General features: G+C 46.6%; 25 protein-coding genes. 13 read left to right on the forward strand and 12 right to left on the reverse strand.

Annotated features, from left to right (window positions below):
* Positions 1-248 precede the first annotated feature (248 nt).
* The 4 genes from VCHENC03_RS22190 to VCHENC03_RS22175 all read left to right on the forward strand — a co-directional run bounded on the left by VCHENC03_RS22190 (position 249) and on the right by VCHENC03_RS22175 (position 5,002).
* Positions 249-2,165, forward strand: a complete 1,917-nt coding sequence (locus tag VCHENC03_RS22190) for a tetratricopeptide repeat-containing diguanylate cyclase (RefSeq protein WP_009704605.1) — start codon at positions 249-251, stop codon at positions 2,163-2,165.
* Between the two features lie 8 nt (positions 2,166-2,173).
* Positions 2,174-2,509: a hypothetical protein gene (locus tag VCHENC03_RS22185; RefSeq protein WP_009704606.1), complete on the forward strand. Its 336-nt coding sequence runs from the start codon at positions 2,174-2,176 to the stop codon at positions 2,507-2,509.
* 255 nt (positions 2,510-2,764) lie between these two features.
* A complete protein-coding gene (locus VCHENC03_RS22180; RefSeq protein WP_009704607.1) occupies positions 2,765-4,543 on the forward strand; it encodes a S8 family peptidase in 1,779 nt (592 codons plus the stop codon).
* Positions 4,544-4,555: 12 nt separating this feature from the next.
* A complete protein-coding gene (locus tag VCHENC03_RS22175; RefSeq protein WP_009704608.1) occupies positions 4,556-5,002 on the forward strand; it encodes a hypothetical protein in 447 nt (148 codons plus the stop codon).
* Between the two features lie 134 nt (positions 5,003-5,136).
* Here the strand turns inward: VCHENC03_RS22175 and VCHENC03_RS22170 are convergent, their stop codons facing one another.
* The 5 genes from VCHENC03_RS22170 to VCHENC03_RS22150 form a co-directional block, all read right to left on the reverse strand.
* Complete coding sequence (locus VCHENC03_RS22170) at positions 5,137-5,373, reverse strand: hypothetical protein (RefSeq protein WP_009704609.1); 237 nt, start codon at positions 5,371-5,373, stop codon at positions 5,137-5,139.
* 125 nt (positions 5,374-5,498) lie between these two features.
* The gene (locus VCHENC03_RS22165; protein WP_032802064.1) at positions 5,499-6,791 is read right to left on the reverse strand and encodes an alkaline phosphatase; all 1,293 of its coding nucleotides are present in this window, start codon (positions 6,789-6,791) and stop codon (positions 5,499-5,501) included.
* A 132-nt stretch (positions 6,792-6,923) separates the two neighbouring features.
* Positions 6,924-7,853: an SRPBCC family protein gene (locus VCHENC03_RS22160; protein ID WP_009704611.1), complete on the reverse strand. Its 930-nt coding sequence runs from the start codon at positions 7,851-7,853 to the stop codon at positions 6,924-6,926.
* A gap of 128 nt (positions 7,854-7,981) precedes the next feature.
* On the reverse strand, positions 7,982-9,223 hold the full coding sequence (locus tag VCHENC03_RS22155) for a sensor histidine kinase (RefSeq protein ID WP_009704612.1): 1,242 nt from the start codon (positions 9,221-9,223) through the stop codon (positions 7,982-7,984).
* Positions 9,195-9,863, reverse strand: coding sequence for a response regulator transcription factor (locus VCHENC03_RS22150; RefSeq protein WP_009704613.1), 669 nt, complete (start codon positions 9,861-9,863; stop codon positions 9,195-9,197). The genes VCHENC03_RS22155 and VCHENC03_RS22150 overlap by 29 nt, the downstream gene beginning before the upstream one ends.
* 89 nt (positions 9,864-9,952) lie before the next feature.
* Here VCHENC03_RS22150 and VCHENC03_RS22145 point away from each other — a divergent pair, with 89 nt between their 5' ends.
* The 3 genes from VCHENC03_RS22145 (at position 9,953) to VCHENC03_RS22135 (ending at position 12,017) form a co-directional block, all read left to right on the forward strand.
* Positions 9,953-11,143: a DUF5666 domain-containing protein gene (locus VCHENC03_RS22145; protein WP_009704614.1), complete on the forward strand. Its 1,191-nt coding sequence runs from the start codon at positions 9,953-9,955 to the stop codon at positions 11,141-11,143.
* Positions 11,144-11,267: 124 nt separating this feature from the next.
* Positions 11,268-11,603 carry a hypothetical protein gene (locus VCHENC03_RS22140; RefSeq protein WP_009704615.1) on the forward strand — a complete coding sequence of 112 codons (336 nt, stop codon included), beginning with the start codon at positions 11,268-11,270 and terminating at the stop codon, positions 11,601-11,603.
* Between the two features lie 117 nt (positions 11,604-11,720).
* Entirely contained in the window at positions 11,721-12,017 is a 297-nt protein-coding gene (locus tag VCHENC03_RS22135; protein ID WP_005439304.1) for a hypothetical protein, read from the forward strand.
* A gap of 115 nt (positions 12,018-12,132) precedes the next feature.
* Here VCHENC03_RS22135 and VCHENC03_RS22130 read toward each other — a convergent pair whose 3' ends face one another.
* Positions 12,133-13,173: a hypothetical protein gene (locus VCHENC03_RS22130; RefSeq protein WP_009704616.1), complete on the reverse strand. Its 1,041-nt coding sequence runs from the start codon at positions 13,171-13,173 to the stop codon at positions 12,133-12,135.
* A gap of 407 nt (positions 13,174-13,580) precedes the next feature.
* Here VCHENC03_RS22130 and VCHENC03_RS22125 point away from each other — a divergent pair, with 407 nt between their 5' ends.
* Both VCHENC03_RS22125 and VCHENC03_RS22120 read left to right on the forward strand, forming a co-directional pair.
* Positions 13,581-14,042 carry a hypothetical protein gene (locus tag VCHENC03_RS22125; RefSeq protein WP_032802065.1) on the forward strand — a complete coding sequence of 154 codons (462 nt, stop codon included), beginning with the start codon at positions 13,581-13,583 and terminating at the stop codon, positions 14,040-14,042.
* A 92-nt stretch (positions 14,043-14,134) separates the two neighbouring features.
* Positions 14,135-14,611 carry a copper chaperone PCu(A)C gene (locus VCHENC03_RS22120; protein WP_009704618.1) on the forward strand — a complete coding sequence of 159 codons (477 nt, stop codon included), beginning with the start codon at positions 14,135-14,137 and terminating at the stop codon, positions 14,609-14,611.
* A 261-nt stretch (positions 14,612-14,872) separates the two neighbouring features.
* Here the strand turns inward: VCHENC03_RS22120 and yegD are convergent, their stop codons facing one another.
* The 3 genes from yegD to VCHENC03_RS22105 form a co-directional block, all read right to left on the reverse strand.
* The gene (gene yegD / locus VCHENC03_RS22115) at positions 14,873-16,225 is read right to left on the reverse strand and encodes a molecular chaperone (RefSeq protein WP_005450128.1); all 1,353 of its coding nucleotides are present in this window, start codon (positions 16,223-16,225) and stop codon (positions 14,873-14,875) included.
* Between the two features lie 87 nt (positions 16,226-16,312).
* Complete coding sequence (locus VCHENC03_RS22110; RefSeq protein WP_009696323.1) at positions 16,313-16,939, reverse strand: hypothetical protein; 627 nt, start codon at positions 16,937-16,939, stop codon at positions 16,313-16,315.
* 236 nt (positions 16,940-17,175) lie between these two features.
* Positions 17,176-17,496, reverse strand: a complete 321-nt coding sequence (locus VCHENC03_RS22105) for a DOPA 4,5-dioxygenase family protein (protein WP_005450131.1) — start codon at positions 17,494-17,496, stop codon at positions 17,176-17,178.
* 593 nt (positions 17,497-18,089) lie between these two features.
* Here VCHENC03_RS22105 and pdhA point away from each other — a divergent pair.
* From pdhA to VCHENC03_RS22090, 3 genes are read left to right on the forward strand one after another with little or no spacing between them, the layout of a single operon-like run.
* Positions 18,090-19,184 carry a pyruvate dehydrogenase (acetyl-transferring) E1 component subunit alpha gene (gene pdhA / locus VCHENC03_RS22100; RefSeq protein WP_009704619.1) on the forward strand — a complete coding sequence of 365 codons (1,095 nt, stop codon included), beginning with the start codon at positions 18,090-18,092 and terminating at the stop codon, positions 19,182-19,184.
* Positions 19,177-20,160: an alpha-ketoacid dehydrogenase subunit beta gene (locus VCHENC03_RS22095; protein WP_009696326.1), complete on the forward strand. Its 984-nt coding sequence runs from the start codon at positions 19,177-19,179 to the stop codon at positions 20,158-20,160. Before pdhA ends, VCHENC03_RS22095 begins: the two co-directional genes overlap by 8 nt.
* Positions 20,157-21,299: a dihydrolipoamide acetyltransferase family protein gene (locus VCHENC03_RS22090; RefSeq protein WP_009704620.1), complete on the forward strand. Its 1,143-nt coding sequence runs from the start codon at positions 20,157-20,159 to the stop codon at positions 21,297-21,299. Before VCHENC03_RS22095 ends, VCHENC03_RS22090 begins: the two co-directional genes overlap by 4 nt.
* A 127-nt stretch (positions 21,300-21,426) precedes the next feature.
* On the opposite strand, the gene VCHENC03_RS22085 is transcribed toward VCHENC03_RS22090, so the two are convergent.
* Complete coding sequence (locus tag VCHENC03_RS22085) at positions 21,427-22,392, reverse strand: electron transfer flavoprotein subunit alpha/FixB family protein (protein WP_009704621.1); 966 nt, start codon at positions 22,390-22,392, stop codon at positions 21,427-21,429.
* 11 nt (positions 22,393-22,403) lie between these two features.
* Positions 22,404-23,153: an electron transfer flavoprotein subunit beta/FixA family protein gene (locus tag VCHENC03_RS22080; RefSeq protein WP_009704622.1), complete on the reverse strand. Its 750-nt coding sequence runs from the start codon at positions 23,151-23,153 to the stop codon at positions 22,404-22,406.
* A 278-nt stretch (positions 23,154-23,431) separates the two neighbouring features.
* Between VCHENC03_RS22080 and VCHENC03_RS22075 the strand changes: the two genes are divergently transcribed.
* On the forward strand, positions 23,432-25,093 hold the full coding sequence (locus VCHENC03_RS22075) for an electron transfer flavoprotein-ubiquinone oxidoreductase (protein WP_083481800.1): 1,662 nt from the start codon (positions 23,432-23,434) through the stop codon (positions 25,091-25,093).
* Positions 25,094-25,152: 59 nt separating this feature from the next.
* Here the strand turns inward: VCHENC03_RS22075 and VCHENC03_RS22070 are convergent, their stop codons facing one another.
* On the reverse strand, positions 25,153-26,037 hold the full coding sequence (locus VCHENC03_RS22070; RefSeq protein ID WP_009704624.1) for a LysR family transcriptional regulator: 885 nt from the start codon (positions 26,035-26,037) through the stop codon (positions 25,153-25,155).
* Positions 26,038-26,091 lie beyond the last annotated feature (54 nt).

Genomic DNA, 26,091 nt, shown 5'->3' on the forward strand with positions numbered 1-26,091 from the left:
TATCCTTTATAGTTGTGATTTCAAACACCCAGCCCTAAATAAAAGGCATAAAACACCTTATCTAACTGCTACACTCAAATGTACGTCGTTTTTAAAACGTTTTATCTCTGAAATGCCTATTATTATTGGCTTGGTCAATAATAATTTCCTAAGAGAAAACTATTAAATCTATGGGTAATCGCCGTTAAGAAATGATAAACTTATCAAGTGTTTCAATCATAAGAGTCAGCTTTTCTATCAACAGTCTGATGCTTTTACCGTTAAAAACGCTGCGATATTTATTTCCTGTCGTGCTGAGTGTGATGTTGTGTTCACCACATAGCTTCGCTTCTGACGCTCCAAAAAAGGAAAGCTATCTAAAGCGACAAATTGCTGCTGCAGATTATCCGATGTTGAAGTTTTACTTTGACTCCATCGGCAAACCCCGCTCAATCAAGTCTGGTGAATTATCGCTGCCTGCAAACGCCTCGCCAGAAGCGCAAGCTTTATATTACTTCGCGCGCATCTACCTAGAGCGTTACGAAGGTGTTCCCCTACCTAAGCTCCCAGACCTTGTGGAATTTGGACATGACCACGACTTACCTTGGGTGGTTGCTGAAGCCAAATTAAATAAAGCGGTTGATTTAGTCGAAGCGGATGACGTTTGGCAAGGTGAATTGCTATTGCACGATGTGATTAATATCTCCCGTGAAATTGGCTACGACTCACTCCAAGGTCGAGCATATCGATGGTTAGGTAACGCAGAGGTGCAACGAGCTCAGGTTCAAACCGGATTAAGCCACTACCGTACCGCCTACGACCTTCTCGAAAATTCTGAGTTTGAAATTCAGACTGCGATGACACTCAACAACATCGCCTCTCTGTATATGGAGCTTTCGGACTGGAAACGAGCAAAAACCTATCTTGATCAAGCGATTGATACCTACCTAAGCAGTAAGTACAAATATGACAACAGCTTGTTCCTTGCCATTATGTATGCGAACCAAAGTGTGGTTTATTTTGGTATGGAACAATACCAAGAGTCGGAACGCTACTTTCAAAGAGCGGCAAAGCTCTCTATGGAGACAGGGTCGGTTCGAATCAAACACAACTCGGTGTCTAACCTCTCTCAGTTACTAAGTACCTTAGGTAAAATGGATGAGTCGCTTCAGTTAGCTCAAGCATGTCTCGATTTACCAAACCCGCAGAAGCGCAAAGGCATTAAGGCTTCTTGTTATGAAGCGTTTGCTGAAGCTTATTTGATTGATGAACAATACGAGAAAGCGATCGATAACGCTAAGCTAGCACTAGACAATTTGAGTCAGACATCCAGCGTTGAAACAAAGCAGAAAATGGATTTGTTGCTTGTGCTAGTCCGGGCCCATCAAGAGCTAAAAAGATTTGAAGCTGCCTTTGATTACCTTGGGCAACTGCGTAGTTTGGAGCGCAACTTCTCTAGTCATGTTCATGGCGAAGAGATGATCAACATTAAGCTCGACTTAGAAGCAAAACTGGCACAGAAAGAACTGACATTGCTTGAAGCCAAAAACGCCTTACAAGCATCGGAATTAGAATCTCAACGCTATCGAGAGATATTCTACTTCTGTGTGGTCGCTGCAATTGGTTTTTGGCTCTTCCGCTACATTCGTCAAATGAACAAGATCAATGAAGAGTTAACACAACAAAACACAACAGACCCATTGACGAAGATCCACAACCGACGCTATCTGCCGAATTGGTTAGATAACATGGCGAAACACAGCCCGGGCCGTAAGTTTGCTCTGGCAGTGATTGATATTGACCACTTTAAAACGTTCAACGACCAATACGGGCATGACTTGGGTGACAAGATGCTGACTCATGTCGCGCGTATCCTTGATGAAGCCACTCGCTCTGGAGACTTATTGGTGCGTTGGGGTGGTGAAGAGTTCGTCTTATTATTTGAAATCCGCCACAGCGACGACTGCGCAAAAACCTTAGACCGTTTGAGACTTGCAGTTGAAAACAACAACCTAGAGGTTGACTCAGACTCTCTAGGCGCGACAATCTCTCTCGGCGCGGTTAACGAGTTAAGCGCGCAATCCATCAAACAAGAGTGGGATCAATGGTTTTTCGCTGCTGACCAAGCTCTGTATGATGCCAAACAAGCTGGACGAAACCAGTTCAAAATTCACTCGACGTCATAGAAAGCACAATGAAAAAAACATGGATTATTGCTGCCCTATCGCCATTCATTTTGGCCGCATGCAGCAATCAACAAGCCGCACAATTGGGAATGAGAAGCAGCAGTGTGAATGTATACGCTCAGCAGATGAGCAACATACAACTATGTGAAACCCTGTATTACAATCGAGCATCTAGCCAAACTCGTGTTGCCATTGGCGCTGAGTTTAATCGCAGAGGCTTAAACAAACGTTGGTGCGATCAAGAATATAAGAAGTTCTATGTAGAAAAAGTGGTTGACGGGTTGCTGTCTCGTAAAGAACAAGCCCCTACAGAACCTGAGCCAACCATACAACCTGCCATATAAATCACCCCATTCCATAAAAAGCAGGAAATTACTCTAATTTTCCTGCTTTTTAAACACGCAATCTTTCCTCCAAATATCTAGAATCTCACGTGACTTCAAGCAGTTAACGTCAAGATAATGTCGTGCGTCGAAAAACAAAAGTAAATGAGATGTAAACAGTTTTCGTCTCCATTCTTACCCGCTAGCTTTGTTTAGACCTGTTTAAAGGAGTATCGAACAGGGACAAAAATTCCAAACAAAGACATGAGGTCACAAATGGAAACACGCATTAATCGCCTATTCGCTGCGATGCTAGCAGTAGGCATTTCACCTGCCGTCTCGGCTTACGATCCGCTCTACTCAGAGCAATGGCACCTAGATAACACAGGTCAAACTGCATTTGCAGCTAACCCTGCTGTTGCGGGTAACGACTTAAACACCAAACTGACACAAGCAATGGGTATTGCTGGTGTAGGCGTAAAAGTTGCGGTCATTGACTCTGGTGTACAGATCGACCACCCAGACCTTGCGGGTAACGTAGTCACAGGTAGCAGAAACTTCGTTGAAGACTCTCCATTCCCAACCGATTACCCAGTAGACGCAAATGGCCACGGAACTGCTGTTGCTGGCCTAATCAGTGCGGTTGGTAACAACGGTGAAGGCGTTCGCGGCGTTGCTTCTCGCTCGTCTCTAATGGGCTTTAACTGGCTCGCTAACCAAACTCTTGAAGGTTGGTTGATTTCACACGGTGCAGACGCGTCCACTAGCGATGTCCGCGTATTCAACCAAAGCTATGGCTTTAGCCCGATCACACCGATTCCTTTCGATGAGAACGACCCACAGTTCAAACTCGAAATGGATGTGATGAAGGACGTCAGCGAAAGCAATGCTTGGGGCCGAGGTGCGGTCTTCGTGAAGTCGGCAGGTAATGGATACCGCTACTTCAACACTGGTCGTTTCTTTGTGCTTCCGAGCGATTTCTTCGCGGGTGGCGGTAACCAAGGGCTGCCAATGCACAACTCGGCACAATCTTACGATAACTCAAGCTATTACAACCTAGTCACTAGTGCGCTTCGTGCCGACGGTACGCGTGCGAGTTACTCTTCCGTTGGTGCTAACGTTTGGGTTGCTGCACCAGCCGGTGAATATGGTCAAGATTTCCCAGCCATGGTCACAACCGACTTGATGGGCTGTGAAGCAGGTCAAAACACCAGTGCTGATCTTGGTATTAACGGTCTACACGGTGGTACAGAGCAAGATCCGAGCTGTAACTACACCAGTACGATGAATGGTACCTCTTCTGCTGCGCCAAACACTTCAGGTGCAATTGCGGCAATTATGTCGACAAACCATGCGCTAACCGCTCGTGACGTGCGTGCGCTGCTCGCGGAAACCGCAAGCGTGACTGACAAAGAGCACCCTGGCGTTCAGCTTGAGTTCGTAAACAACCAAGGTGAACTGGTGAGCTACGAAGCAATCTCACCATGGCAGAAAAACGCAGCGGGTGTCGACTTCCACACCTTCTATGGCTTTGGTGCGGTTAACCTTGATGAAGCAATGAAACGTGCCCGCATGACAAACAATGTTCTACCGGCACAGATCATTACTCCATGGGCAAGCAATGCGACAGAAGTCAGCGTGCCAGATGCAAGCTTGGTTGGCGGCTCTTCAGCTATCGCAGTGACCGATGACATTACGGTTGAATCGGTACAGGTGAAACTAACACTTGAGCACTCACGTCTACCTGATTTGGCAATCGAACTGATTTCTCCATCAGGCACGCGTTCTGTTCTACAAACGCCGCGTAACGGCCTTGTTGGTCAATCGCTCGATCCAAACGTGACAGGCTATGAGAATCAACTTCTGCTTTCTAACCAGTTCTACGGTGAGGACGCAAAAGGCGAATGGACGCTACGCGCTATCGATACAAACGGTGATGAAGTGTTCTCATTCATTGCATATTTCAACTCTTCAGCTATCTATGATGTACCGATGGCAAACAACGCAAAACCTGGTGTTATTAAAAACTGGTCTATGCGTATCTTCGGTCACTAAGGAGTCATTCACATGAAATTTATGACATTTTCTATTCTGGCTCTTTCGACTATGGCAACCGCTGTCCATGCAGAGCAACAACTAGCAGAACAACCAGCGCCTGAGCTGTTTGTAGCATCAGATGCCGTCGAGATTAACGGCCAAGATTACCGCAAACTTTCTGTCGATAACCTTTCAGAAGCGGCAGAACTGCATGCAGGCGATGAAGTGTTTAAGAACGCGTTTAGCAACGTATCGAAAGCCACCGGCCTGATTTTCGTTACCGTGAAAAATCCAGCGGATGCGAAAGCCGTGGCTAAAGAACTCAAGCTTGACGTTGTATTTGCACAAGGTGAGTCTGCAGTATTCAAAGCATCTGAGGGCCAAGACCTGCTTGGTATCAGCGATTACTTGAATGCTGACAGTCGCGTAAAAGCGTCTAAAATTGAACTAAACAGCGGTAAATTCCGTGCACAATAATTCTCTAGCAAAGAGAAGTTGGCTCTGAGCACTATGGCGTAACACTTGAGTTAACGTTATAGAGCGATAAAAATAATGCCTCAGCAATTGCTGAGGCATTTTTATTTGGTTCATTTTCACTTTGAAGTGTCACATCAAGCGTAAGTATCAACGTGGTTCATTTTATTAATGATCTTTTGACCATCAATGCGACGCACAACCGCCCCATCCTCATTCTTGATTACCATAGTTGGCTTTCCAGTTTGGGTACTCAATTCTGCACTCACATCAATTCGATTCGCTTTAAACGCCAGATTCATATAACGACTGGCGTTTTTCAAATCGAGCTGACTGCTGGTTACATAAGGGTTTGCTTTATTCTCTATACGCATCACATCAAAGATTCCGCACTCCATGTTGCACAAAAACTAAGCTATGCTAATTCGCTCTATTTGTCATGCAAAATTCCCCATAAAACGGTGATCTGGGTGGCAAGTTCACGTGACAATCTATCCTGTTAATCTTGGATGAACGAAATCAACTTCTTGGCAATGTCAGTGTTGTTTTGTGAACCGACAAACTGCTCAGAACCTTTGCCATAAGCGAACACTTGAACGTCAACCGCGGTATGCCCCTTTGTTGTCCAACCGGTGTAGCTCTTATCGTTGATAATGGCTTTCACTTCTTTGTAGAGCGTTTTTGCCGGCTCCTCACTCAATTTCGCATACGCCAGTTTTCTACCTTGCTCTTTAGACAAAGGCCAATCGACAGACTCATTCCATGTCGCGATCATGTCATTCGACTGCGCAAGAGACATCGCCAAAGGCCATGCGGTTTTATGAACGCCTTTGATCACTTCAGTATCCCACTGATACTGTCCATTCGCGCCAAGCGTTAAACCGCCAGTAGAGTGATCTGCCGTGACCACCAATAAAGTATCGGGATGACCATCCACATAGGCTTTCGCTAACTCTACGGACTTGGCAAAGTCGCTCATCTCTGCCATTGCGCATGCTATATCATTCGCATGGCCACACCAGTCGATCTGGCTCCCCTCAATCATGACAAAGAAACCATTGTCCTGACGCTGCAGTAGAGACAAGGCTTTATTGGTCATCTGTTCTAATCGTGTTGGATTTTCATCAAGTGCAAACGGAAAGGCCTTGTCTGCAAACAAACCTAATGCAGGTAAGGTTTGCAGCGCAGGCAGTTGTTTGAAGTCCGTGATGTACTGATAACCTTGCTGCTTGAACTCATCAACAAGGTTGCGATCATCACGCTCGAAATAGCGCACACCGCCACCCAGCAGTAAGTCCACTGGCAGTTGGTCATCCACTTTGTTGTCGATGTAGTCATTGGCGATGGCATCGTAGTTTCGGCGGGATTCATTGTGCGCGGCAAAACTTGCTGGGGTCGCATGGTTAATTTGTGACGTTGCCACTAAGCCTGTCGTCATCCCTTCTTCTTTTGCCATCTCTAACATGGTTTTGATTGGCTGCTTATCGGTATCCACCGCAATCGCACCATTGTAACTTTTCACACCGGTACTTAGAGCCGTTGCGCTCGCCGCACTATCGGTAACATAGGTGACATCATCAGGGTATGTTTTCGCCATACCAACCAAAATGGAATCGAAGATGGTCGGTTCAATCTCTTCGGTTTTTGGATCATCGTGGTAATAACGATAAGCGGTAGTAAACGCAGGGCCCATGCCATCACCGATCATAAATATAATGTTCTTTGGTGCATCATCTGCAAAGGTAGGCGTGGCAAAAAGGCAGGCAGTAATTAGGGGGTATTTAAGCTTCATATCTCATCCATGACATAATACGATGGTGCCACAAGGGCACGCATCAACTTGTGTATCGTTCTAATTTATAAACGAATACTATCATGCAGTTGAGATGAAACATGGCGTTGCTTCATAGTTTTACAACGCACATCATTTCTTGAAGACAATCACTTCCGTCAACAAATCTGCTTTATCGGTTTCATTTGGATTGTTCAGGTAACGCTCGATACCCAATGGCTTGGTTTTGACTTTGATGCCGTTTTGTCGAGTAAGATTCATGACAAACGACCAAGCATTCCCTAAGAACCAGTACTCACCTTTGTGTTCAACCACATAAGTTTCACACTCAGGGATCGTCCCAGCCACAAAATCGCCAGTAGCTGCGACGCCTGCTATCACCGGCAAGCAAGTGATGAATTCGAAGTAACCTTGCTTCATGTCCATAGAAAGGTAGTAACAGAATAACTCCCCTGTCACTGGCAAGCTTTCTTGCTCTGCCAGCTCGTACAGTCGTACCACATGATCTTGCATGACGGGACCTAATTCTGGAATGGTTCCGGACCCCATCAAACCAATGTAGTTAATTTCATTTTGTTTGCGGGAACCGACGTCGGTAAGTTGAGACAGCACTTGGCCCGTTTCCATCTGACTCTTCAGCATGCGAAGTCCGCGGTCATAATCCATACCAATCATTGACTTAAACATGTTTTTCAAGAAGAACAAAAACCAAGGAACTCGCGATTGCATCATCCATTCAACCGTGCAGCCATTCTGTGACGGCGTCACTAAAAACGTCACTTTTGCGTGGCTTTTGAATGGTCGGAAGAAGTGAAGCTCCATATCTAGGCGGTGTTCTTGTGTGCTCTCAAGTACCATCGCCCCTGTCCCAATACGATGACCATTCCACTGATACCCAGAACCAACCACACCTTGTTCATCACTGTAGGTGAGTTCGCATTCCGGCTCCATAATGATCCACGGCGACCACTCTGGCCAATGAGTAAAGTCTTTCAAGTACTCGATGATGTCACTTTGTGTCTTTTCAATTTCGATACTTCGATTGACCTGATACGAGAGCATAGCCACTCCTTGCAATTCACTTTGACTCTTTTGAGTCTAATCGATATCGAATTTTTTTCTTGTTTCACTGGCAGTTAGATACAAAAAAGCCAGAGTACGTTCTCTGGCTTTAAATTATTTGCGCACGTTTAGGAGCGAAAATCGATTTTTGCAGTAAACCTGACGCCATCATCATCCAGTTCAAATGGCCAACTCATTCGCTCACAGATGCGCTCAACAATCACCAAGCCACATCCATAGCCAGCGTTGTAGGTTTCGTTGCCATCATGGCGATTCACAATAACAAGTTGCGTCCCATTGAGAGCAATTTCTATATCACCCACACTGTAGCTGAAAGCGTTTTTTATCAGGTTATTGATGACAATCGTTACGAAGCTTTCCGGTGCATGCACCATACCACTGTTGGTCTCTTCCAACTTGTACTCCGCCCCTTGCTTGGCAAATAAAGGTGCGAGTTCGTCCAGTTGCTGATTCAAACAACGCAATAGCGCATGGTCGGCGTAATGTTGTGGTTCTACCTTCTCTTTACCCAATAGCAAAAAGGCCCCCGTTAACACTCGCATCTCTTCACATGCCGACTGCATACGGGTAATTGCCTTTTGTGCGATAGGCAGTTGCTCTGGCACACGGCTCAGAATATCGGTAGATCCTTTGATCACCATGATTGGCGTGCGTAGCTCGTGTGACGCAAAGCGGCTGAACTCTTGTTCCCGTTTGAAGTAGCCCGCGATCTCGTTCTTGCTGTCTAACAGCGTCTGTTCGATATGGCGTGTTTCACTGAACTTGGTATCAACCTCAAACGTTGGTTGATCCGGCGGCATTCTGCCAATCTTGTCTTCGATCTTCGCTAACGGTCGAGACAGAATACGCACCATGTAAACGCCATAGCCCACCATGATGATGGAGAACAAGCCACCCAAGAAGAAAGTAAATTGATGTAGCGAGCTTTCGTATTCGTCCAAGTAGTCATCGGAATCATCTTGGAAGACGATGTACATTAGCCCTTTTCCAGACGGGTGCTCGAACACCACGAAGTGCTTATCTTCTTCACCCAATAAGTATTCGTAGAAACCAGGAAACTTAAACGACAACAACCAATCTGGCGTTGGCGCTTCACTCCAATACGAGTCAAACTCCATCACATTTGGCAATGGCGCATCCCACCCCATCTGTTGGTAGTTTTCTTTATAGAGTGCCACTTCGGTATCAAGCCAGTGGTGCAAGCTCAATACTTCGAGTTTATTCTCAGCAACGTAGATCAACGACCAAAATAAGGTGAACATCGCAAAGGTCATCAAGCCAAAACCCCAGCGAATCTTGCGATAGATACTCGGGTATTCTTTATGCTTTGAGTCGGTAGCCTTGTCCATGAATCGTCTCTAATCTGGAATCATCAAAACCCTTGTCGAGTGCCGTTCTTAAACCATAAATGTGGCTTCTTAATGCATCACTGCCCGGCGGTTCATCGCCCCACACATTCTCAATAACTTCAGTACGAGAAACTGCAGACGGTGCACGCTTCAATAACAACTTGAGAATTTTGGTTTGAATACGACTTAGCTTGATGTGTTTGCCCATGCGCGTCACTTCATCAGTGCGAGCATCCAAACTAATGTCGGCAAACTTCAATGTACCAATGTCTTGTCTTGGGCCTCGATTGGCTAGAGCATGAACTCTCAAGCTCAGCTCCTGCATGGCAAAAGGCTTCATCAGATAATCATCGCCCCCCGCGTTAAAGGCAGCCACTTTGTCATCTAAGGTATCTTTGGCGGTTAAGAACAAAATTGGGGTACCACAAAGAAGTTCTTGGCGTAGTTTCTCAACCGTACTGATGCCATCGAGCTTTGGCATCATGATGTCCATGATGATGACATCGTAATGATTTTCTTGAATTAAATTTAGCGCAGCCTCTCCGTGGTAAGCGCAATCAATGGTCATTCCTTCGAGTTCTAGATAATCGGCAATGGTTTCTGAAACATTGTGATTATCGTCGACAATTAATATTTTCATAGGCTCACGTTTCTTCACGATCACTTCACGATACGCGTCATAAGATACAGCCAAATTCATAAATAAGCTTTCAAAAATAGGTCGATATCATGAAAAAATTAGCGCTTGTAGCGGCAGTGGGTTTGGCATTATCTGGTTGTGGCGGGTCTGGTGACGGCGGTAGTTCAACACCACAACCTGTTGTGAAGCCAAGCGCTGCAATCGGTACGGTTGAATCAGTAAACGATGAAGCAAGTACCATCACGGTGAATGGTTACACTTACCGAGTGTCTGAAGTCATGTATGGCACTCAAAAAATGAACCTTGGTGCGGTACATCCAAACATGATGGTGCAAGTTGGCTCAACAGTAAAAGCAGCGTCGAACACGACAGATGAACCCGTCGTCGTTACGCTAGAGCCAACCATGACTGGTACAGTAACCGCGATTGATCATGCAAGCAAAACGTTCACAGTTAACGGTGTAGAACTTCAGTTTGACGGTTTGAGCCGCGAGATCGAGCTAAACGATTGGGTCATGGTGTCATCACTACCAACTGCTGATGCTGGTTACAAAGTGCTATCCGTTGTGAAATTTGATTTTGATATCAATGGCCCTGACGAAATCGAAGGCCGTATCTCAAGCATTGATGCAAACAACAGCACGTTCAAACTTGGCGCAAACACAACAGTATCTTACAACCGCGTTGACGGTCTAGAGGTCGGTCAATGGGTTGAAGCTGAAGGCTCAATGCAAGGCGACGTGTTTGTTGCGACAGAAGTGGAAGTAGAAAACTACGACAGCCTTGTTGGCGACAATGATGTAGAAGGTATCGTGACATGGGTTGCGAACGATTACAGCCAATTCTCACTAAACTACCGTGGCAACTTTGCGGTCGACAACGCAACACGTTTTGAAGATGGTGCTAAAGCGGATCTTAAACAAGGTCAAGAAGTGGAAGTAACATCGGTAATGAAGAACGGCGTTCGCACAGCGACAAACATTGAAATCGATGGTCCTGATTTTGATGGTGACCACGACAGCAACTGGCAAGGTAAAGAGTTCGAATGTGAAGGTATCGTTTCTAACTACGATGTGAATGCTGAAACCTTCCAAGTAGCTCGCTGCGAAAACGACGCAGACCAAATTATGACAAACAATACTGTTGTGATTGACGCACAAACTCGCTTTGAAGGCTTAAATAAACACAACCTAAACGGTACGCGGGTAGAAGTTGAAGGTATCATCATCAACAACCAAAACATCGCACGTGAAGTGGAAGCAGAAGGCCACGACGACTAAGTTGAAATAAGTACAACAAACACAACTAAGAAGCACCGTCTTTGTGGTGCTTCTTCCCTCTCTCGTATCGTCTTTTCTTTCCAATTTTTACAACAGATACGTATGACCAAATGAGGGATTAATAATGCGTAAAATGACACTGCCTCTAATTATGCTTTTCGGTGCTTGTGCTTCAGCAAGCAGTTTCGCGGCGACAAATAGCGACAACACACCAGAGCGATTGGAGTCTTTTGAGTGCACAGGCTTAGTAAACAGTTACGACGCAAACTCCCGAACTTTTGTGCTGGCTTGTCAAAACGATCATGGGCCAGAATTCCAAACCAAAACGGTGGTGATTGATACCAATACCCAGCTCGATGGCGTGCAAGAAGCACAATTAGATGGTGCGACGATCGAAGTCGATGGCGTAGTAATTAACGATCAAAATATCGCAAGAGAAATTGAACTCGCGAACGACTAAAGTTCCGAAATTACAACAGAAACTCGCAAGTGTCGCTTCGGCGGCACTTTTCTTTTCCTGCAAACTCACATCACTCAGTTACACTTAATTCATGTTTACACGAAGACGGTAACTGTAATGAACAAACGTAACCTTGCCCTACTTCTTCTCCTATTCGGCGCAACCTCTGCGCACGCAGGTGTGTTGGATCCAGACTGTGATGCAGAAAAAGCAGCTAAAGCAACAGCCACTAAAGCGGTTGTGGGTGTCGGTGGTCGATGCACACCAAAAGAAGCCTTAAAAGACACGACGGTAGAAGCTGGTAAAGAAGCACTACCAGACGAAGGGCTTGCTGGAAAAGCCGTTGATGCGGCCATGCCAGAGAAAGAAAAGAAACCAATTAAAAACACGACTAAGAAGATCATCACAGATTAATTTCAGCCTGATGTGAATCGATTTGTGTCTATTGGTTTGAAGTGAATATAGGTATAAAGTAATCGAATAAAAAGAGCGTCCATCTAGACGCTCTTTTGTTTTTCGTTCGCTATGCTTAAGCCGCTTCGGCCTGACCAATCCAGTGGTAATGGTGGTTGGCTTTCTTACCGACTAAACCAAGTTCGGCCAGTTCTTCAAACACTTTGTCGACTTCTTCTGCCGAGAGCCTGAACTGCTTCGCCACCGCTTTTTTGGTGCAAGTAATTTGGTGACCTTTTAACGCATCACTCACCTGCTCTAATAACGTTTTTGGCTCTTTTGGTTCAAGCTCTTGTTGCGCTTCAGGCTCAGCTTCCTCTTTGATGTGAGGCAGGTACCCCGCAGGCTCTGGCTCAATATCTCGGACGTTTGCGAGCGTTATACCATCGTTACGACGGAAGAAATGACGGAAGCGATTCTCTTCACCAATCAAACCTACAAAGAAAGCAGCAAAGAAATCTAACAAGATAGATAAGAACACCACCAAGCCCAACTGCGCTTGAGAAGAGGTTGTTCCAAATGCTTTCGCTAAGCTGTCGATCAGACCAATTACAGAACCTTGTGCCACTGGCGGTAAGCTATCTCGCTCTGTTGCCAAACGTTGCTGCTCTTCACGTAGCTTTTTGTTCTGCTCTTGAATGCGCGTTACGCCAGTCGCGATACGCTCCATCTCGATGTACTTTTGCGCCGCCATGTTGTTCAGTTCAATCTGCTTATCGATTGACGCAATCTGACGGTTGTACGCTTCCACTTTCGCTTGCTCTACAGAGATATGACTTTGGGCGCTGTTGGTCGCACTGTTGATGCCACCGATACTGCCGCCGATAGAAATAGCGGCAAGCACCAAATAGAACACTAACGCCGTGAGGGCTCCAGTGTAGTTTCTGTGCGCGCGACGCTCACCGTATTCATACCAAGCGTAAAACTTGCCCGCTTCAAAGATGATGGCCAGACCGCCAAATAGCGCCTGCATCATTGGGTTTTCGTCTATCGACAAAAACAGTAAAAGAGAAAAAATAGTCGATGCTAAAATCGCAGCGCCAGTAAACGCGTACACGCTCACCATAGCAAATCGACCTTTAGGATATCGATATCCGATCTGTTGTTCGTATTTCATTGGAGAAATTTCTTAAGATTCCGCAGCCCTTATGTGACGGGCGCTTCAAGCAACTACAAAGGTGCGGAGAATACCGTATCCTTTATTAAATTACTGTCATAATTCCGTTAATGGAAAACAAGTGAGGAATAGATAATCAGTTTGAATTGAATCAGTGCGATTCTAGCACGCAAAATCACCAGCTCAATTTGCGACATTCAGCGCACCCATAGGTTTGAAAGCTTCCGGAACGATAAATCTTTGCGATATGTGTTCTCAGAATAAAAAACCGCAAAACAAATAAAACACACTCACATCACCTTTTTATAAACTCGCGATTACAATTTGATGTTCGTTTGTTACTATCCTGCGCCGAAACATAGTCTTACAGCCAATTAGCGTATCTCCGCTTCATAATAAAAAGTCGTATGGACACACTCAGTACACAGCATGGAAAGAAAGCGATAAGCGCAGTCATGATCATCATCGCTGTGCTGTTTCAGCTGTACCTAACGTCGACTGCGGCACTGAACCCTACGCAAATCCACAGCGAAAACTGGCTAAACCAAGTTCAAGATGAGAAGGTGTTACTGTGTACCGCTGATGGCTTTAAATGGGTGGATATTAACGAACTGATTGAAGCCAACGCACTGCCCAATTCTGAATTTGTTCAAGATCTTAACCTGCACGATGGGTTTCAGTTTGAATGTCCATTGCTGCAAGCGGCGCAATTCTTTATTGCTATCGCGTTCGGTCTGTATCTAGCCACGCTCTCTTGGTTAAGACGCACCAAGCATGTTTTCACTCCCTATCATTTCGCAGCTTGCGGAAGAAAAGTTTACAAATACTTAGCGCCCAAGCAATCTCCGCCTTGTGTTTTCCACACCTAAATACTCAACGAAGTAGTCGGTAAATAAACATAACGTATTAATCCTATCGAAGAACCGATAGAGAACAGCCAGATTTAAAAAGGAAAACACAAATGATCAAACTGATGAAAACCACAGCCATCGCTCTTATCGCTTTATTGGCAAGCCCACTCAGCCTTGCTCACGAATACGAAGCAGGCAAGATTCACATCGATCATCCTTGGAGCCGCGAAGCGCCACCAAATGCTCCAGTGATTGGCGGTTTCTTTCAGTTAAGCAACCTAGGTGACGCTGATGACGCGCTGATTGCGGCTTCAACACCGATTGCTGACCGTGTGGAGATTCATACTCACACAAAAGAAGACGGCATGATGAAGATGATTAAGATTGATGAAGTCGTGGTAGAGCCTCAGCAAAAAGTGGAATTCAAGCCAGGCAGCTTCCATCTCATGATCTTCAGCCCAACCCAAACGCTAAAAGAAGGCGACCGTTTCCCTGTGACTCTGACGTTCAAAAAAGCAGGTAAAGTGGAAGTCGAAATGGCGGTTGAGAAGAAAGACCACATGGAAAAGCACACGCACCACCATTAATCGCTTAAACGAAAAGAGCCCGCTACTTCAGCGGGCTCTTTTGCTTTTGGTACCTATGATTCTAGTCGTGTGCACCTTTGGTTGTACTGATGTGCACTTTAGAGATTCCCTACTCGCTCGTTCCTCGCTCTATGGAATGACCCTATTTAGTCTTCTGTCAAAGTTTGAGTGGCTTAGTGCTCAACACATCAGCCAAGCTCCAGCCTCGTCATTCCGACGAGCCTAGGCGAGATCAGGAATCTAATAACAGCTAACTCAGTCTTACTTAAAGCAAACCTCTGCCCAGCGCGCTAAGCCAGCAGTGACCGAACCAAAGTAGTTGCCACTCACCACAGGAATGTTTGGCAATACTGTCTGCACTGCATCACGCAAAATAGGTGAACGTGCTGAACCGCCTGTCATAAAGATCGCATCCGGTTTCACGCCCGCTTGCTCTACCGCTTCGGTAACCAAAGCCGTCATCTTATTCTTCGGTGATTCAATCGCTTCGATCATCTCATCACGTTGAACATCGACTTCAATCAACTCAGACAACAAGTTAATGCCCGCACGATAAGACGCTTGATCAGACAACGCGACTTTGGCTTCTTCTGCGCGACGCACGATGTTGTAGCCCAGTGACTCGTGGTAAACCTCTAACAAACGAGCCAGCTTCTCAGGCTCTTGCGCTTGCTTGTGCAGCAGTTTCAACGCCGATAAGTTTTCACGTGAGTAAAAATCGCTCTGCGCTTCCACATTGTTGATCGCAATTGGATTCCAGAACTGCGTGGTTGGCATCATGATGCCCGATTCCATCTTGCTCTCCATACCGAATGGGAACATCAGTTGTTTGAACGCCAAGGCGATATCCAAATCGTTACCACCAATACGTTGACCACTGTGCGCTAACAGACTTGCGGTACGGTCGGCTTTACCTCGCCAAGATGGCCCCATCTGAATCAAAGAACAGTCTGTCGTACCACCACCGATATCGACCACTAGTATGGTTTTATCTTCGGTTAACGTTGCTTCGTATTCCAGACCTGCCGCTACCGGTTCAAATTGGAATTCGATGTTCTGAAAACCAGCACGTTTTGCTGCTCTTAAAAGAATGCCTTCCGCTTGAATGTTCGCCGTCTCACCGCCACGACCGTGGAAGTTGATCGGACGACCAATCACCGCATCAGTAATGATTTGCTGTGCGCTGTTCTCTGCTTGCGATTTGATGTTGTCCATCATGGCGCAAACCAGATCTTCAAAGAAACTCAGCTGAACATCACGCAGACCAGAAGCACCGAGGAAAGACTTTGGAGACTTCACGTAATAGATATCGCGAGGATCTTCCAAGTAGCGATTCAATGCCGCTTGACCAAACGCCATGTCTTCTGGCTCAAGTTCAATACTTTCCTCACGATTAAGGTTAATCGCGCGACGCAAAACCTGCTCACCAACCTGATCGAACGGTTTGATGCTGCGATGGCGGAACAAGTGTTCAGACACCGATTCACGCGTTGGTGCAGCAAGGGTGGAAGGAATGTAAGGGCTATTCCCTTCAAGGTTTAATAGTTGCGGTTCACCTTGTTCCATTTTCGCCACCGAACAGTTCGCGGTGCCGTAGTCAAAGCCGATATACATAAGTCCTCCCACTGACGAAAAAAAGGTCGGCAATCCTACCTCAACCTCAGTGGAATTACTACCGCAACTCAATGAAATAAGTGGCGCTTACTCTTTCTCGGCAGGTTCTTTCTTCATTGATGGCAACACAACCGCAAGCAACAAAGCCAACAGCAGAAATACCGGAGTGAGCGTAAGCCCATGCCAAATAGAGTATCCATCGTGGAACAACCAGAAAATGCCGACAGTCAGCAGGTAGGCAAAGTAACTGCAGAACACCAAACTAATCGCAACGAAGCGCGTACGATTGATGATTAAGATTCGCACCAAATACTGGCTCATGATCCCCGCGCAGTGTACCGCCATTTGCCAATTAATGATGAAACACGCCAGTGCGACGAACCCAGATATTACCAAGGCATCGTGCGTGTTGAGAATGAAATAGCTGCCAAAGCGACTGATGATGACGGAGTAATCGCCCTCGTACACTATCGACCATGATATGGCGTTTGCCGCAGCGACAAAATTGGCAAAATAAGCGATGGCATAAAAGGTAGTTTGAGAACTGAATGGCTGAAAGACTTCGGAGCAATAGCCCTGCCATTCTTTTTGATTGGACGTGGGTCCGACCCAGTTACGTTTTTTGTTCGGTACTCGCTCTGCAAACGCAGGACCGTTACGAAACAACAACCAGAAAATATACAGCGCAAGTGCTACTAAGAGTATTGTAAGCATACCCTTTCCCCTCCAGAAATGTCCTTTTCCACTGCCAATGGCGTTGGGGTCGTAAACTGCACTTCCCTGTTTTTGTGCTTAATCTTGTTTTAATGCATTGTTAAACATCATAAATATACTCAAAACGGCAGTGACTACTTTATCACTACCGTTATTAAGGTTTAGCACACGATGGACGGAATTGCTGAATCTGGATAGACCAAATAGGAGGGAAAGAAACGGTCTACCCAAACGAATTATGCTTCGAGCTTTTCTTCAAATACGCCAAGCTCACGACCTAACCAAATCGCACGCTCGGTATGATCACGCAGCTCGTTATCACTGACAGGATGAATCAGAACCGAAAAACCGCCACGAATGGTATCAAGCCATGCGATAAACTCATCACTTATCGATTCAACATGCAGCTCAAACATCGGCATCTTATGTGGACCAACCAACTTGCACACTAAAGGGAAAACGCGCAAAACATCTTGGCGTTCTTGACGAATGATCTCATTCAAGGCTTGAGCTTTATCCTGCTGCTGAAGCGGGAAGTAAACATGAATGTGGTACATAACTTCTCCATGCGTATCACTGACTTTCATTAGTCGCCACACTACCTGCATTCAACTATCGAGGGAAGCGACAAATTCAAATCTATCGTCAAAGCGTGACGGAGAGATTAACGTGTTACTGGATCTGCACAAATATGGTTGATAAATCACTCAACCTGTCGAATTTTACAGCATAATTTTATTACAAATTTCCTGTCAAACTCAGTGATTCCCTTCAACTTCGAAAACGTACAATTCAAAAAAGCAGTGTTTTATCCTAGAAAAGTACGGTGTAAGCGAAACTTTACTGTGGGTTACAACTCAAACTAAAGCATAATTTAACAATTTGTTTACACTTACTGTATCTGGTTATACCAAGATTCATCACTGGATTAGGCGGTGTAAACAGCAGTAATAAATGACGCCTTGTGTTTTACCAGAACACACTTTTGTTAGAGAGACGAGCACCAAAAGCGTCGATAACTATCAAAACAACTGCAATCCTAGGTATGACCTTTTGCGCTGATATCAAAGCCTGAGTACCCATACAGGCTGAGATCGAAATAATGAGCAGCTGCAGTCCAAAAGACCCGCAGCGTCAAAAGGAGCTTGAGATGAACGTTCAGGCATTACCCATGCATCGGTTTATCGACCATGATGGGAACCTCGTCAGCCAACTACCCAACTGGGCTGATCTCGAAACACTGGTCGGTTTTTACCAAGACATGGTCTTAACTCGCACCTACGATAACAAAGCCGTTGCCCTGCAACGCACTGGTAAATTAGGTACCTATCCATCACACCTTGGCTCGGAAGCCGTTGGAATAGCGGTAGGCAGAGCGCTAAAAGCCAGTGATGTATTTGTTCCTTATTATCGCGATATGCCCGCCATGTGGTGTCGTGGTATAGGAATGGAGAAGAACCTGCAATACTGGGGAGGCGATGAACGCGGCAGCGACTTCGCTCCTGAAGGTAGCCCTTTTCCTAGCAAAGATCTGCCCTTCTGTGTCCCAATCGCAACCCAGTGTACCCATGCCGTTGGTGTTGCGGCAGCACTGAAAATCCAAGGCAATCACGACGCGGCTTTGGTGATGTGCGGCGATGGCGGCACTTCCAAAGGCGACTTCCTTGAATCCATTAACTGTGCGGGCGCATGGAACATCCCATTAGTTTTTGTGGTAAACAATAACCAATGGGCGATTTCCGTGCCGCGCAGTTTGCAATGTGCTGCGGAATTTCTCTCAGAAAAAGCCAAAGGCGCTGGTATTCCTGGTATTACGGTGGATGGCAACGATGTCGTCGCGGTGTTTGATGCAACAATGACTGCCCTCGAACGAGCCAGAAAAGGCAAAGGCGCAACGTTAATTGAAGCAATAAGTTACCGCCTGAGCGATCACACCACCGCCGACGACGCGACCCGTTATCGTAACGAGGATGAGGTTCAAACGGCTTGGCAATATGAACCCGTTCGTCGACTTAAAGCCTTTCTCACCAATCAAGGCGTTTGGAGTAACGAGAAAGAGCAAGAGTGGCAAGCCCACTGTAAAGAACAAGTTGAACTCGCCGTTGAACGTTATCTCAACATGCCGAATCAAGCGCCTGAAACGGGCTTCGATTTCCTTTATGAATCCCTGCCCCAAGAGCTTCATGCTCAAAGGGATGAGCTAATCAACAAAGCAATGCGAATGCAGGGAGGGAAACATGGCTGAACTCACGTTAGTTGAAGCAGTGAACCTCGCACTGCACCATGAAATGGAACACGATCCGAATGTCATCGTCCTTGGCGAAGATGTGGGTGATAACGGCGGTGTATTCCGCGCCACAGTTGGACTCAAGCAAAAATACGGTCTTAAGCGCGTTATCGACACACCTTTAGCTGAAGCGCTTATTGGCGGTGTCACTGTCGGCATGGCAACGCAAGGCTTACGACCTGTGGCAGAGTTTCAATTCCAGGGCTTTGTCTTCCCTGCACTGGAGCATTTAATGTGTCACGCGGCGCGAATGCGAAACCGCACTCGTGGTCGACTCACCTGCCCTGCCGTATTCCGCGCACCCTTTGGTGGCGGTATTCATGCACCAGAGCATCACTCCGAAAGTGTCGAAGCGTTATTTGCTCACACTGCAGGTTTTAAGGTTGTGATTCCTTCATCACCGCAACGCGCTTATGGCTTGCTCCTAGCAGCTATTCGTAGCAACGATCCGGTGATGTTCTTTGAGCCAAAACGTATCTATCGCACGGTGAAATCCGAAGTGGTGGATAATGGCGAAGCACTACCTCTCGACACATGCTTTACCCTTCGCAAAGGTCGCGACATTACGTTAGTGACTTGGGGAGCGTGTGTTGTCGAATCACTGCAAGCGGCTCAAACGCTGTCCAATCAAGGTATCGAAGTTGAGGTGATTGATTTAGCCAGCATCAAACCCATTGATACCGCGACCATCTTCCGTTCGCTAGAGAAAACCGGACGCCTCTTGGTGGTCCATGAAGCCAGCAAAACCTGTGGTGTCGGCTCAGAACTGCTAGCCAGAACCGCAGAACATGCCATGTGCCTACTCAAAGCGCCACCAAAACGCGTCACAGGTATGGATACCATCATGCCGTACTACCGCAACGAAGATTATTACATGATTCAGGAAGAAGACATTGTGCTCGCCGCGCGCGAACTCGTGGAGGATTGGAAATGAAGACATTTAACTTACCCGATCTCGGCGAAGGTCTCGCTGAGTCAGAAATTGTGAAATGGCATATTAGTGTCGGTGATATGGTCAAGCTCGATCAAGTGGTGCTTACTGTCGAAACCGCAAAGGCGACCGTGGATGTTCCTGCGCCTTATGGCGGTCGTATCGTGAGTCGTCATGGTGAAGAAGGCGACGTAATCAACATTGGTGCTCTACTTCTGGAAATCGATGAAACGGGAGCAGAACAAACCGTCTCCGAGAAAAAACAAACTGCCGATGCAGCAACCGTGGTCGGTAATGTCTCCCAGCATGCGCACAGCGTGAATGTGGATGATTTCTGGATTGGTGGTGAACATAATCCATCACCAGATAACCTCATCACTGCGCTTCCTTCTGCTCGCCTATTAGCGAAGAAACTGGGTGTGGATTTAGATTTGGTCAAAGGCAGCGGTCCGGATGGTTTGATCGTCGATGCCGATATCTACGATGAAGCAGGCAAACAACGCCCCGGTACAGAAGTACTCAAAGGCGCACGCCGAACCATGGTATCGACCATGGCGGAATCCCATCACAATGTCGCAGCGGTCACTATTACCGAAGAAGCCGTGTTGGAAGGCTGGAAGCAAGGTGAAGACATCAGTATTCGTCTGGTCCAAGCCATTGTACATGCGTGTCAGGAAGAGCCAGCAATGAATGCGTGGTTTGATGCCGAAACCATGACGCGTTGTGTTCACAGTACGGTGAACATTGGTATTGCCGTAGACAGCCGACACGGTTTATACGTGCCCGTTCTACGACACGCTGATGAATACGAGCCACAAGAGGTACGCCGTTGGTTGGACCAAACTGTACAAGGCATACGTGAACGTAAGATCGGTCGTGAGCAGTTACAGCACGCCACCATTACGCTATCAAACTTTGGCGCAATTGCAGGCATTTACGCAACGCCAGTGGTCACTCCGCCACAAGTCGCGATTGTCGGTGCAGGTCGAATCATTGAGAAGGTTGTAATTCGAGACGGACAAGCTGTGGCAGTGAAAGCTATGCCACTTTCGATTACGTTTGATCATCGCGCATGTACCGGCGGTGAAGCAGCAAGGTTCACAAAAGTACTGGCAGAACACTTGAGAAAAGCGAGCGTTTAGAGAACGTTTGTCATAAATAATAAAGGGCTTCCGATTGGAAGCCCTTTGTTTTGAGGATGAATTTAAAGAGAGATTCCCTACTCGCTCATTCTTCACTCCAGGGAATGACGCCCGAAAAATAGCGAAATTAAACCTTCTCCAATAATTCCGGCATAATCTCAAACAAATCACCAACCAAACCATAGTCTGCGACTTGGAAGATTGGCGCTTCAGGATCACTGTTGATCGCCACAATCACCTGGGAATCTTTCATCCCTGCTAAATGTTGAATTGCACCGGAAATACCCACGGCAATGTACAGTTGAGGCGCGACAATCTTACCCGTTTGCCCTACTTGCAAATCGTTAGAGACAAAGCCAGCGTCTACCGCAGCGCGTGATGCACCAATTGCACCACCAAGCTTATCGGCCAGTTGTTCCACCAGCGCGAAATTCTCTTTGCTGCCTAATCCACGACCTCCAGAGACCACGACGTTTGCCGCAGGTAGTTCTGGTCTTTCGCTTTCTGCTTTTTGCTGTGAAACAAACTCACTGTGTTCTGCCTTAATGACCGTTTCTAACGTCACGACATTCTCAACTACTGGTGAATCAGACATAGCAATTGCGTCAAACGCTGAACTTCGAATCGTCATCACTTTGGTTGTATCGTCCGAACGAACTCTGGCTAACGCATTACCGGCATAGATGGGGCGAACAACCGTATCGAGCGATTCAATTGCAATCACATCTGACAGTTGCCCGACATCCAATAAGGCAGCGACTCGGGGCATCAAGTTCTTACCGAAGGTACTCGCGGGAGCTAGGATATGCGAATAATCCCGACCAACTTCGGCAATCAAAGTAGACAGGTTTTCTGCCAATGCATGTTGATATTCGGAAGCATCAATCGCAATGATCTGTGAGATACCTTGCACACACTTCAACTCATTCAATACTGAGTTGAACTGGTGTCCGACTAACAAGGCGGTGACCGGCAAAGAGGCACCGTCATGTTGAATTTGAGAAGCCGCGCTCAACGCACGTAATGTATCCACTGAAAGTGATTGGTTGTCGTGTTCCACAACGACCAAGGTTGCTAACGGTTTGTTTTCCATAGTTATGCCTCCTAAATCACTTTCGCTTCATTTTTGAGCTTGTCGACTAACTCGCTCACACTGCCAACCATCTCACCGGCTTTACGAGCAGGCGGCGTCATGACTTCCAACACTTGCTGAGAGCGTTCGACACTCACACCAAAGAAGTCTGGCGTCATTACCGATAGCGGCTTCTTCTTCGCTTTCATGATATTCGGTAGAGAGGCGTAACGCGGTTCATTTAATCGCAAATCCGTACTGATGATCGCAGGCAGATCCAGTTTGAGCATTTCTAAACCACCGTCGATTTCTCGAGTAACAAGAACCGTTTCCCCTTCGACTTTCACTTCCGATGCAAATGTCCCCTGCGGACGATTCGTCAGTGCCGCCATCATTTGCGCGACTTGGTTGTTATCCGTATCGATTGACTGTTTACCCAGAAGCACCAAATGAGCCTGCTCTTGCTCCATCACAGCTTTGAGTAACTTCGCGACCGCAAGCGGTTCTGGTGACTGTTCAACATCAATATGAATCGCACGATCCGCACCTAATGCGAGCGCTGAGCGCAATTGTTCCTGACAACTGGCGTCACCAATCGACACCACTAACACCTCTTCTGCTACCCCAGCTTCTTTAAGGCGAACAGCCTCTTCCACCGCAATTTCACAGAATGGGTTCATCGTCATTTTCACGTTGTTGGTTTCCACACCGGAACCATCAGGTTTCACTCTTACTTTAACGTAAGGGTCAATTACACGTTTAATCGCAACCAGTACTTTCACATTCCCTCCTAGCAGATCGCAAAGCGATACGCGTCCTAGCAATTGGGTCATGCGTGACAAAGATTGGTGTTAAAGCTCAGCTTTTTCATTACCTTGCTAACAAAAAAAGCATTGTGACATTGTCACTCAAAATCTTTATCACGCCCTATGACGTTACCATTTGAGCTTAGTTTAGTTTACGTTTACGTCAACTGGACTATAGTTCTTTATACGAGCACTGCGTAATAGAAGAAGCACCTGAAACACAAAGAAAGGTTTCGCATAAAGGAAGCAAGAAGATGGAAAGAGAATGCATGGAATTTGATGTGGTGATTGTCGGCGCCGGACCTGCAGGTTTGAGTGCAGCATGCCGCTTGGCGCAACTCAACCAAGAACGTGAAGGTGAACCGCTGTCTATTTGTGTGGTAGAGAAAGGTTCAGAAGTTGGTGCACATATCTTATCTGGCGCGGTATTCGAAACACGTGCATTAGGCGAACTCTTTCCGGATTGGCAAAGCATGGGCGCGCCTCTTTCCGCCGCGGTAAAAAACGATGACTTCTTGTACCTAACCACAGAACTTAATCACGTTCGTGTTCCCCACTTTCTTACCCCCAACCCAATGCACAATGACGAAAATAACTACGTCATCAGCTTGGCGAACTTGTGCCGTTGGTTAGCAGAACAAGCAGAATCGCTTGGCGTTGAGGTCTATCCCGGTTTCGCTGCATCCACGATTAACTACGATGCATTTGGCGCTGTTACAGGGGTAAACACCAGCGACATGGGCTTGGACAAGAACGGAGAAGCCAAACCCAACTTTGAAGCCGGTATTGAGCTAAAAGCCAAATACACCGTATTCGCCGAGGGGTGCCGAGGTCATTTAGGTAAAGAGCTCATCCAACGATTTGATTTAGACGATGATAAACAACCGCAACATTATGCGCTTGGGCTTAAAGAGATTTGGGAGTTACCTGTCAATGCCAAAGATCAATCAGGCAGCGTGATTCATTCTGCAGGGTATCCTCTGAGTAAATCCAACACCACGGGCGGCGGTTTTCTCTATCACATGGAAAACAACCAAATCGCCGTTGGGCTTATTGTCGACTTGAATTACAGCAATCCTTACTTGAGTCCGTTTGACGAATTTCAACGCTTTAAGCACCACCCTGCAATCGAACAACATTTGAAAGGCGCTCAACGCATCGCTTACGGCGCAAGAGCCATTGCAAAAGGTGGGTTGTCTTCTCTGCCGAGACAGCAATTTCCCGGCGGTCTGTTGATCGGCTGTGATGCAGGTACCTTGAACGTCGCCAAGATCAAAGGCAGCCATACTGCGATGAAATCCGGTTTGTTAGCCGCAGAGGCGATTGCTGAAGCAATCACACAATCCAATTCGGAACCGGATTACCAAACCAAGTTTGAAGATTCATGGTTGTATGAAGAGCTTGGTGACACACGCAACTTTGGTGCGAACATTCACAAATTCGGCAGCGTACTAGGCGGAGCACTTTCCACCTTCGAACACAATCTGTGGCAGCCTCTGGTTAAGAAACCAATACCATGGACAATCACTGATCCTTCGCACGATCATGAACAGCTGAAACCAATTGATGAGTGCCAACCTATTAAATACTCGGAACCAGATGGTGTGATCAGCTTCGATAAACCTTCATCGGTATTTTTGTCTGGAACACAACACGAAGAAAATCAGCCTTGCCACTTGCAACTCGCCTATCCTCATATTCCGATTCAAGTCCATTTGAAGAAGTTTGATGAGCCAAGCCAGCGCTACTGCCCTGCTGGCGTGTATGAAGTGGTAGAAGTCGAAGGCGAGCGAATATTCCAAATCAATGCCGCAAACTGCGTGCATTGCAAAACCTGTGACATCAAAGATCCATCGCAAAACATCACATGGAAAGCACCTGAGGGTGGCGGCGGACCAAGCTATCAAAACATGTAGAAACGTTAGTATATTGACCGTCTAACAAATGGATAAACAAACCGATTGGCAGAGCATCATTACTCCTGCCAATCGGCAAAATGATCGAGCAGGAAATCGATAACCAATCGCGCTCGTAGTGGCAGAAAATGACGATTCTGATACACAATCCAGCTGCTGTTACCACTTCCCCAATAGGGCTCTAGGATTGGCACTAAACGACCGGACGAAATAGCATCGTTAAAGCTGCTCTTGGGTAAGTACGCCACGCCTAACCCTTCTTCACAGGCTTGCAAGACCGTGTGTGCGTTATTGCTCTTCCATCTGCCCTGCACTTTTACGCCATCTAAAGGCTTGCCGTCTTTTTCAAACAACCAAACGTCCTTATTGGCAATAATGCAGCTATGACGCTTGAGTTGCTCAGGGTGCGTTGGTAAACCATGTTCATCGAGATAACGCTGACTGGCTGCCGCTGCCATGGGACGATCCACCAGCTTTCTCGCAACCAAGCCTGAATCACTCAACCTACCGTAACGAATGGCAAAATCGAAACCATCTTCAATAAAGTTGACCATGCTGGTATTGAAGTTGATCTCTACCGTGAGATTAGGATGTTGCTTGGCAAACGCCATCAAGGCAGGCGCTACGTGGTTTTCAGAAAACGCACCAGCGGCACTCACGCGTAACGTACCACTCAATTGAGTTTGCTGCGTGGTGAGCTGTTCATTGGCTTGCTGAAGCCCAATCACCAACTCTTTACACTGTTGATAATACGCTTGCCCTGCTTCCGTTAGACTCACCATTCTTGTCGAACGTGCCAACAAAGCGACACCTAATCGCTCTTCTAATCTTGTGACTTGGCGACTGACGTGACTGGTACTGCAACCTAACTGTTTTGCCGCTGCAGAAAACCCTAAGCTCTCAGCAACCGTAACAAACTCATTGATGCCTTCAAAACTGTCCATACTTACCTTTGCTATATAGCAATAATGTTTTGCCAATTAATCGTATTATCACTT

Source organism: Vibrio sp. HENC-03, assembly GCF_000305755.2.
In the GTDB taxonomy this organism is placed as follows: domain Bacteria; phylum Pseudomonadota; class Gammaproteobacteria; order Enterobacterales; family Vibrionaceae; genus Vibrio; species Vibrio owensii.

What these genes read in the sequence shown, in the direction of transcription:
- VCHENC03_RS22190 (WP_009704605.1), top strand. Translation starts at nt 249, where the DNA reads ATGCTTTTACCGTTAAAAACGCTGCGATATTTATTTCCTGTCGTGCTG.
- VCHENC03_RS22185 (WP_009704606.1), top strand. Translation starts at nt 2,174, where the DNA reads ATGAAAAAAACATGGATTATTGCTGCCCTATCGCCATTCATTTTGGCC.
- VCHENC03_RS22180 (WP_009704607.1), top strand. Translation starts at nt 2,765, where the DNA reads ATGGAAACACGCATTAATCGCCTATTCGCTGCGATGCTAGCAGTAGGC.
- VCHENC03_RS22175 (WP_009704608.1), top strand. Translation starts at nt 4,556, where the DNA reads ATGAAATTTATGACATTTTCTATTCTGGCTCTTTCGACTATGGCAACC.
- VCHENC03_RS22170 (WP_009704609.1), bottom strand. Translation starts at nt 5,373, where the DNA reads ATGCGTATAGAGAATAAAGCAAACCCTTATGTAACCAGCAGTCAGCTC.
- VCHENC03_RS22165 (WP_032802064.1), bottom strand. Translation starts at nt 6,791, where the DNA reads ATGAAGCTTAAATACCCCCTAATTACTGCCTGCCTTTTTGCCACGCCT.
- VCHENC03_RS22160 (WP_009704611.1), bottom strand. Translation starts at nt 7,853, where the DNA reads ATGCTCTCGTATCAGGTCAATCGAAGTATCGAAATTGAAAAGACACAA.
- VCHENC03_RS22155 (WP_009704612.1), bottom strand. Translation starts at nt 9,223, where the DNA reads ATGGACAAGGCTACCGACTCAAAGCATAAAGAATACCCGAGTATCTAT.
- VCHENC03_RS22150 (WP_009704613.1), bottom strand. Translation starts at nt 9,863, where the DNA reads ATGAAAATATTAATTGTCGACGATAATCACAATGTTTCAGAAACCATT.
- VCHENC03_RS22145 (WP_009704614.1), top strand. Translation starts at nt 9,953, where the DNA reads ATGAAAAAATTAGCGCTTGTAGCGGCAGTGGGTTTGGCATTATCTGGT.
- VCHENC03_RS22140 (WP_009704615.1), top strand. Translation starts at nt 11,268, where the DNA reads ATGCGTAAAATGACACTGCCTCTAATTATGCTTTTCGGTGCTTGTGCT.
- VCHENC03_RS22135 (WP_005439304.1), top strand. Translation starts at nt 11,721, where the DNA reads ATGAACAAACGTAACCTTGCCCTACTTCTTCTCCTATTCGGCGCAACC.
- VCHENC03_RS22130 (WP_009704616.1), bottom strand. Translation starts at nt 13,173, where the DNA reads ATGAAATACGAACAACAGATCGGATATCGATATCCTAAAGGTCGATTT.
- VCHENC03_RS22125 (WP_032802065.1), top strand. Translation starts at nt 13,581, where the DNA reads ATGGACACACTCAGTACACAGCATGGAAAGAAAGCGATAAGCGCAGTC.
- VCHENC03_RS22120 (WP_009704618.1), top strand. Translation starts at nt 14,135, where the DNA reads ATGATCAAACTGATGAAAACCACAGCCATCGCTCTTATCGCTTTATTG.
- yegD (WP_005450128.1), bottom strand. Translation starts at nt 16,225, where the DNA reads ATGTATATCGGCTTTGACTACGGCACCGCGAACTGTTCGGTGGCGAAA.
- VCHENC03_RS22110 (WP_009696323.1), bottom strand. Translation starts at nt 16,939, where the DNA reads ATGCTTACAATACTCTTAGTAGCACTTGCGCTGTATATTTTCTGGTTG.
- VCHENC03_RS22105 (WP_005450131.1), bottom strand. Translation starts at nt 17,496, where the DNA reads ATGTACCACATTCATGTTTACTTCCCGCTTCAGCAGCAGGATAAAGCT.
- pdhA (WP_009704619.1), top strand. Translation starts at nt 18,090, where the DNA reads ATGAACGTTCAGGCATTACCCATGCATCGGTTTATCGACCATGATGGG.
- VCHENC03_RS22095 (WP_009696326.1), top strand. Translation starts at nt 19,177, where the DNA reads ATGGCTGAACTCACGTTAGTTGAAGCAGTGAACCTCGCACTGCACCAT.
- VCHENC03_RS22090 (WP_009704620.1), top strand. Translation starts at nt 20,157, where the DNA reads ATGAAGACATTTAACTTACCCGATCTCGGCGAAGGTCTCGCTGAGTCA.
- VCHENC03_RS22085 (WP_009704621.1), bottom strand. Translation starts at nt 22,392, where the DNA reads ATGGAAAACAAACCGTTAGCAACCTTGGTCGTTGTGGAACACGACAAC.
- VCHENC03_RS22075 (WP_083481800.1), top strand. Translation starts at nt 23,432, where the DNA reads ATGGAAAGAGAATGCATGGAATTTGATGTGGTGATTGTCGGCGCCGGA.
- VCHENC03_RS22070 (WP_009704624.1), bottom strand. Translation starts at nt 26,037, where the DNA reads ATGGACAGTTTTGAAGGCATCAATGAGTTTGTTACGGTTGCTGAGAGC.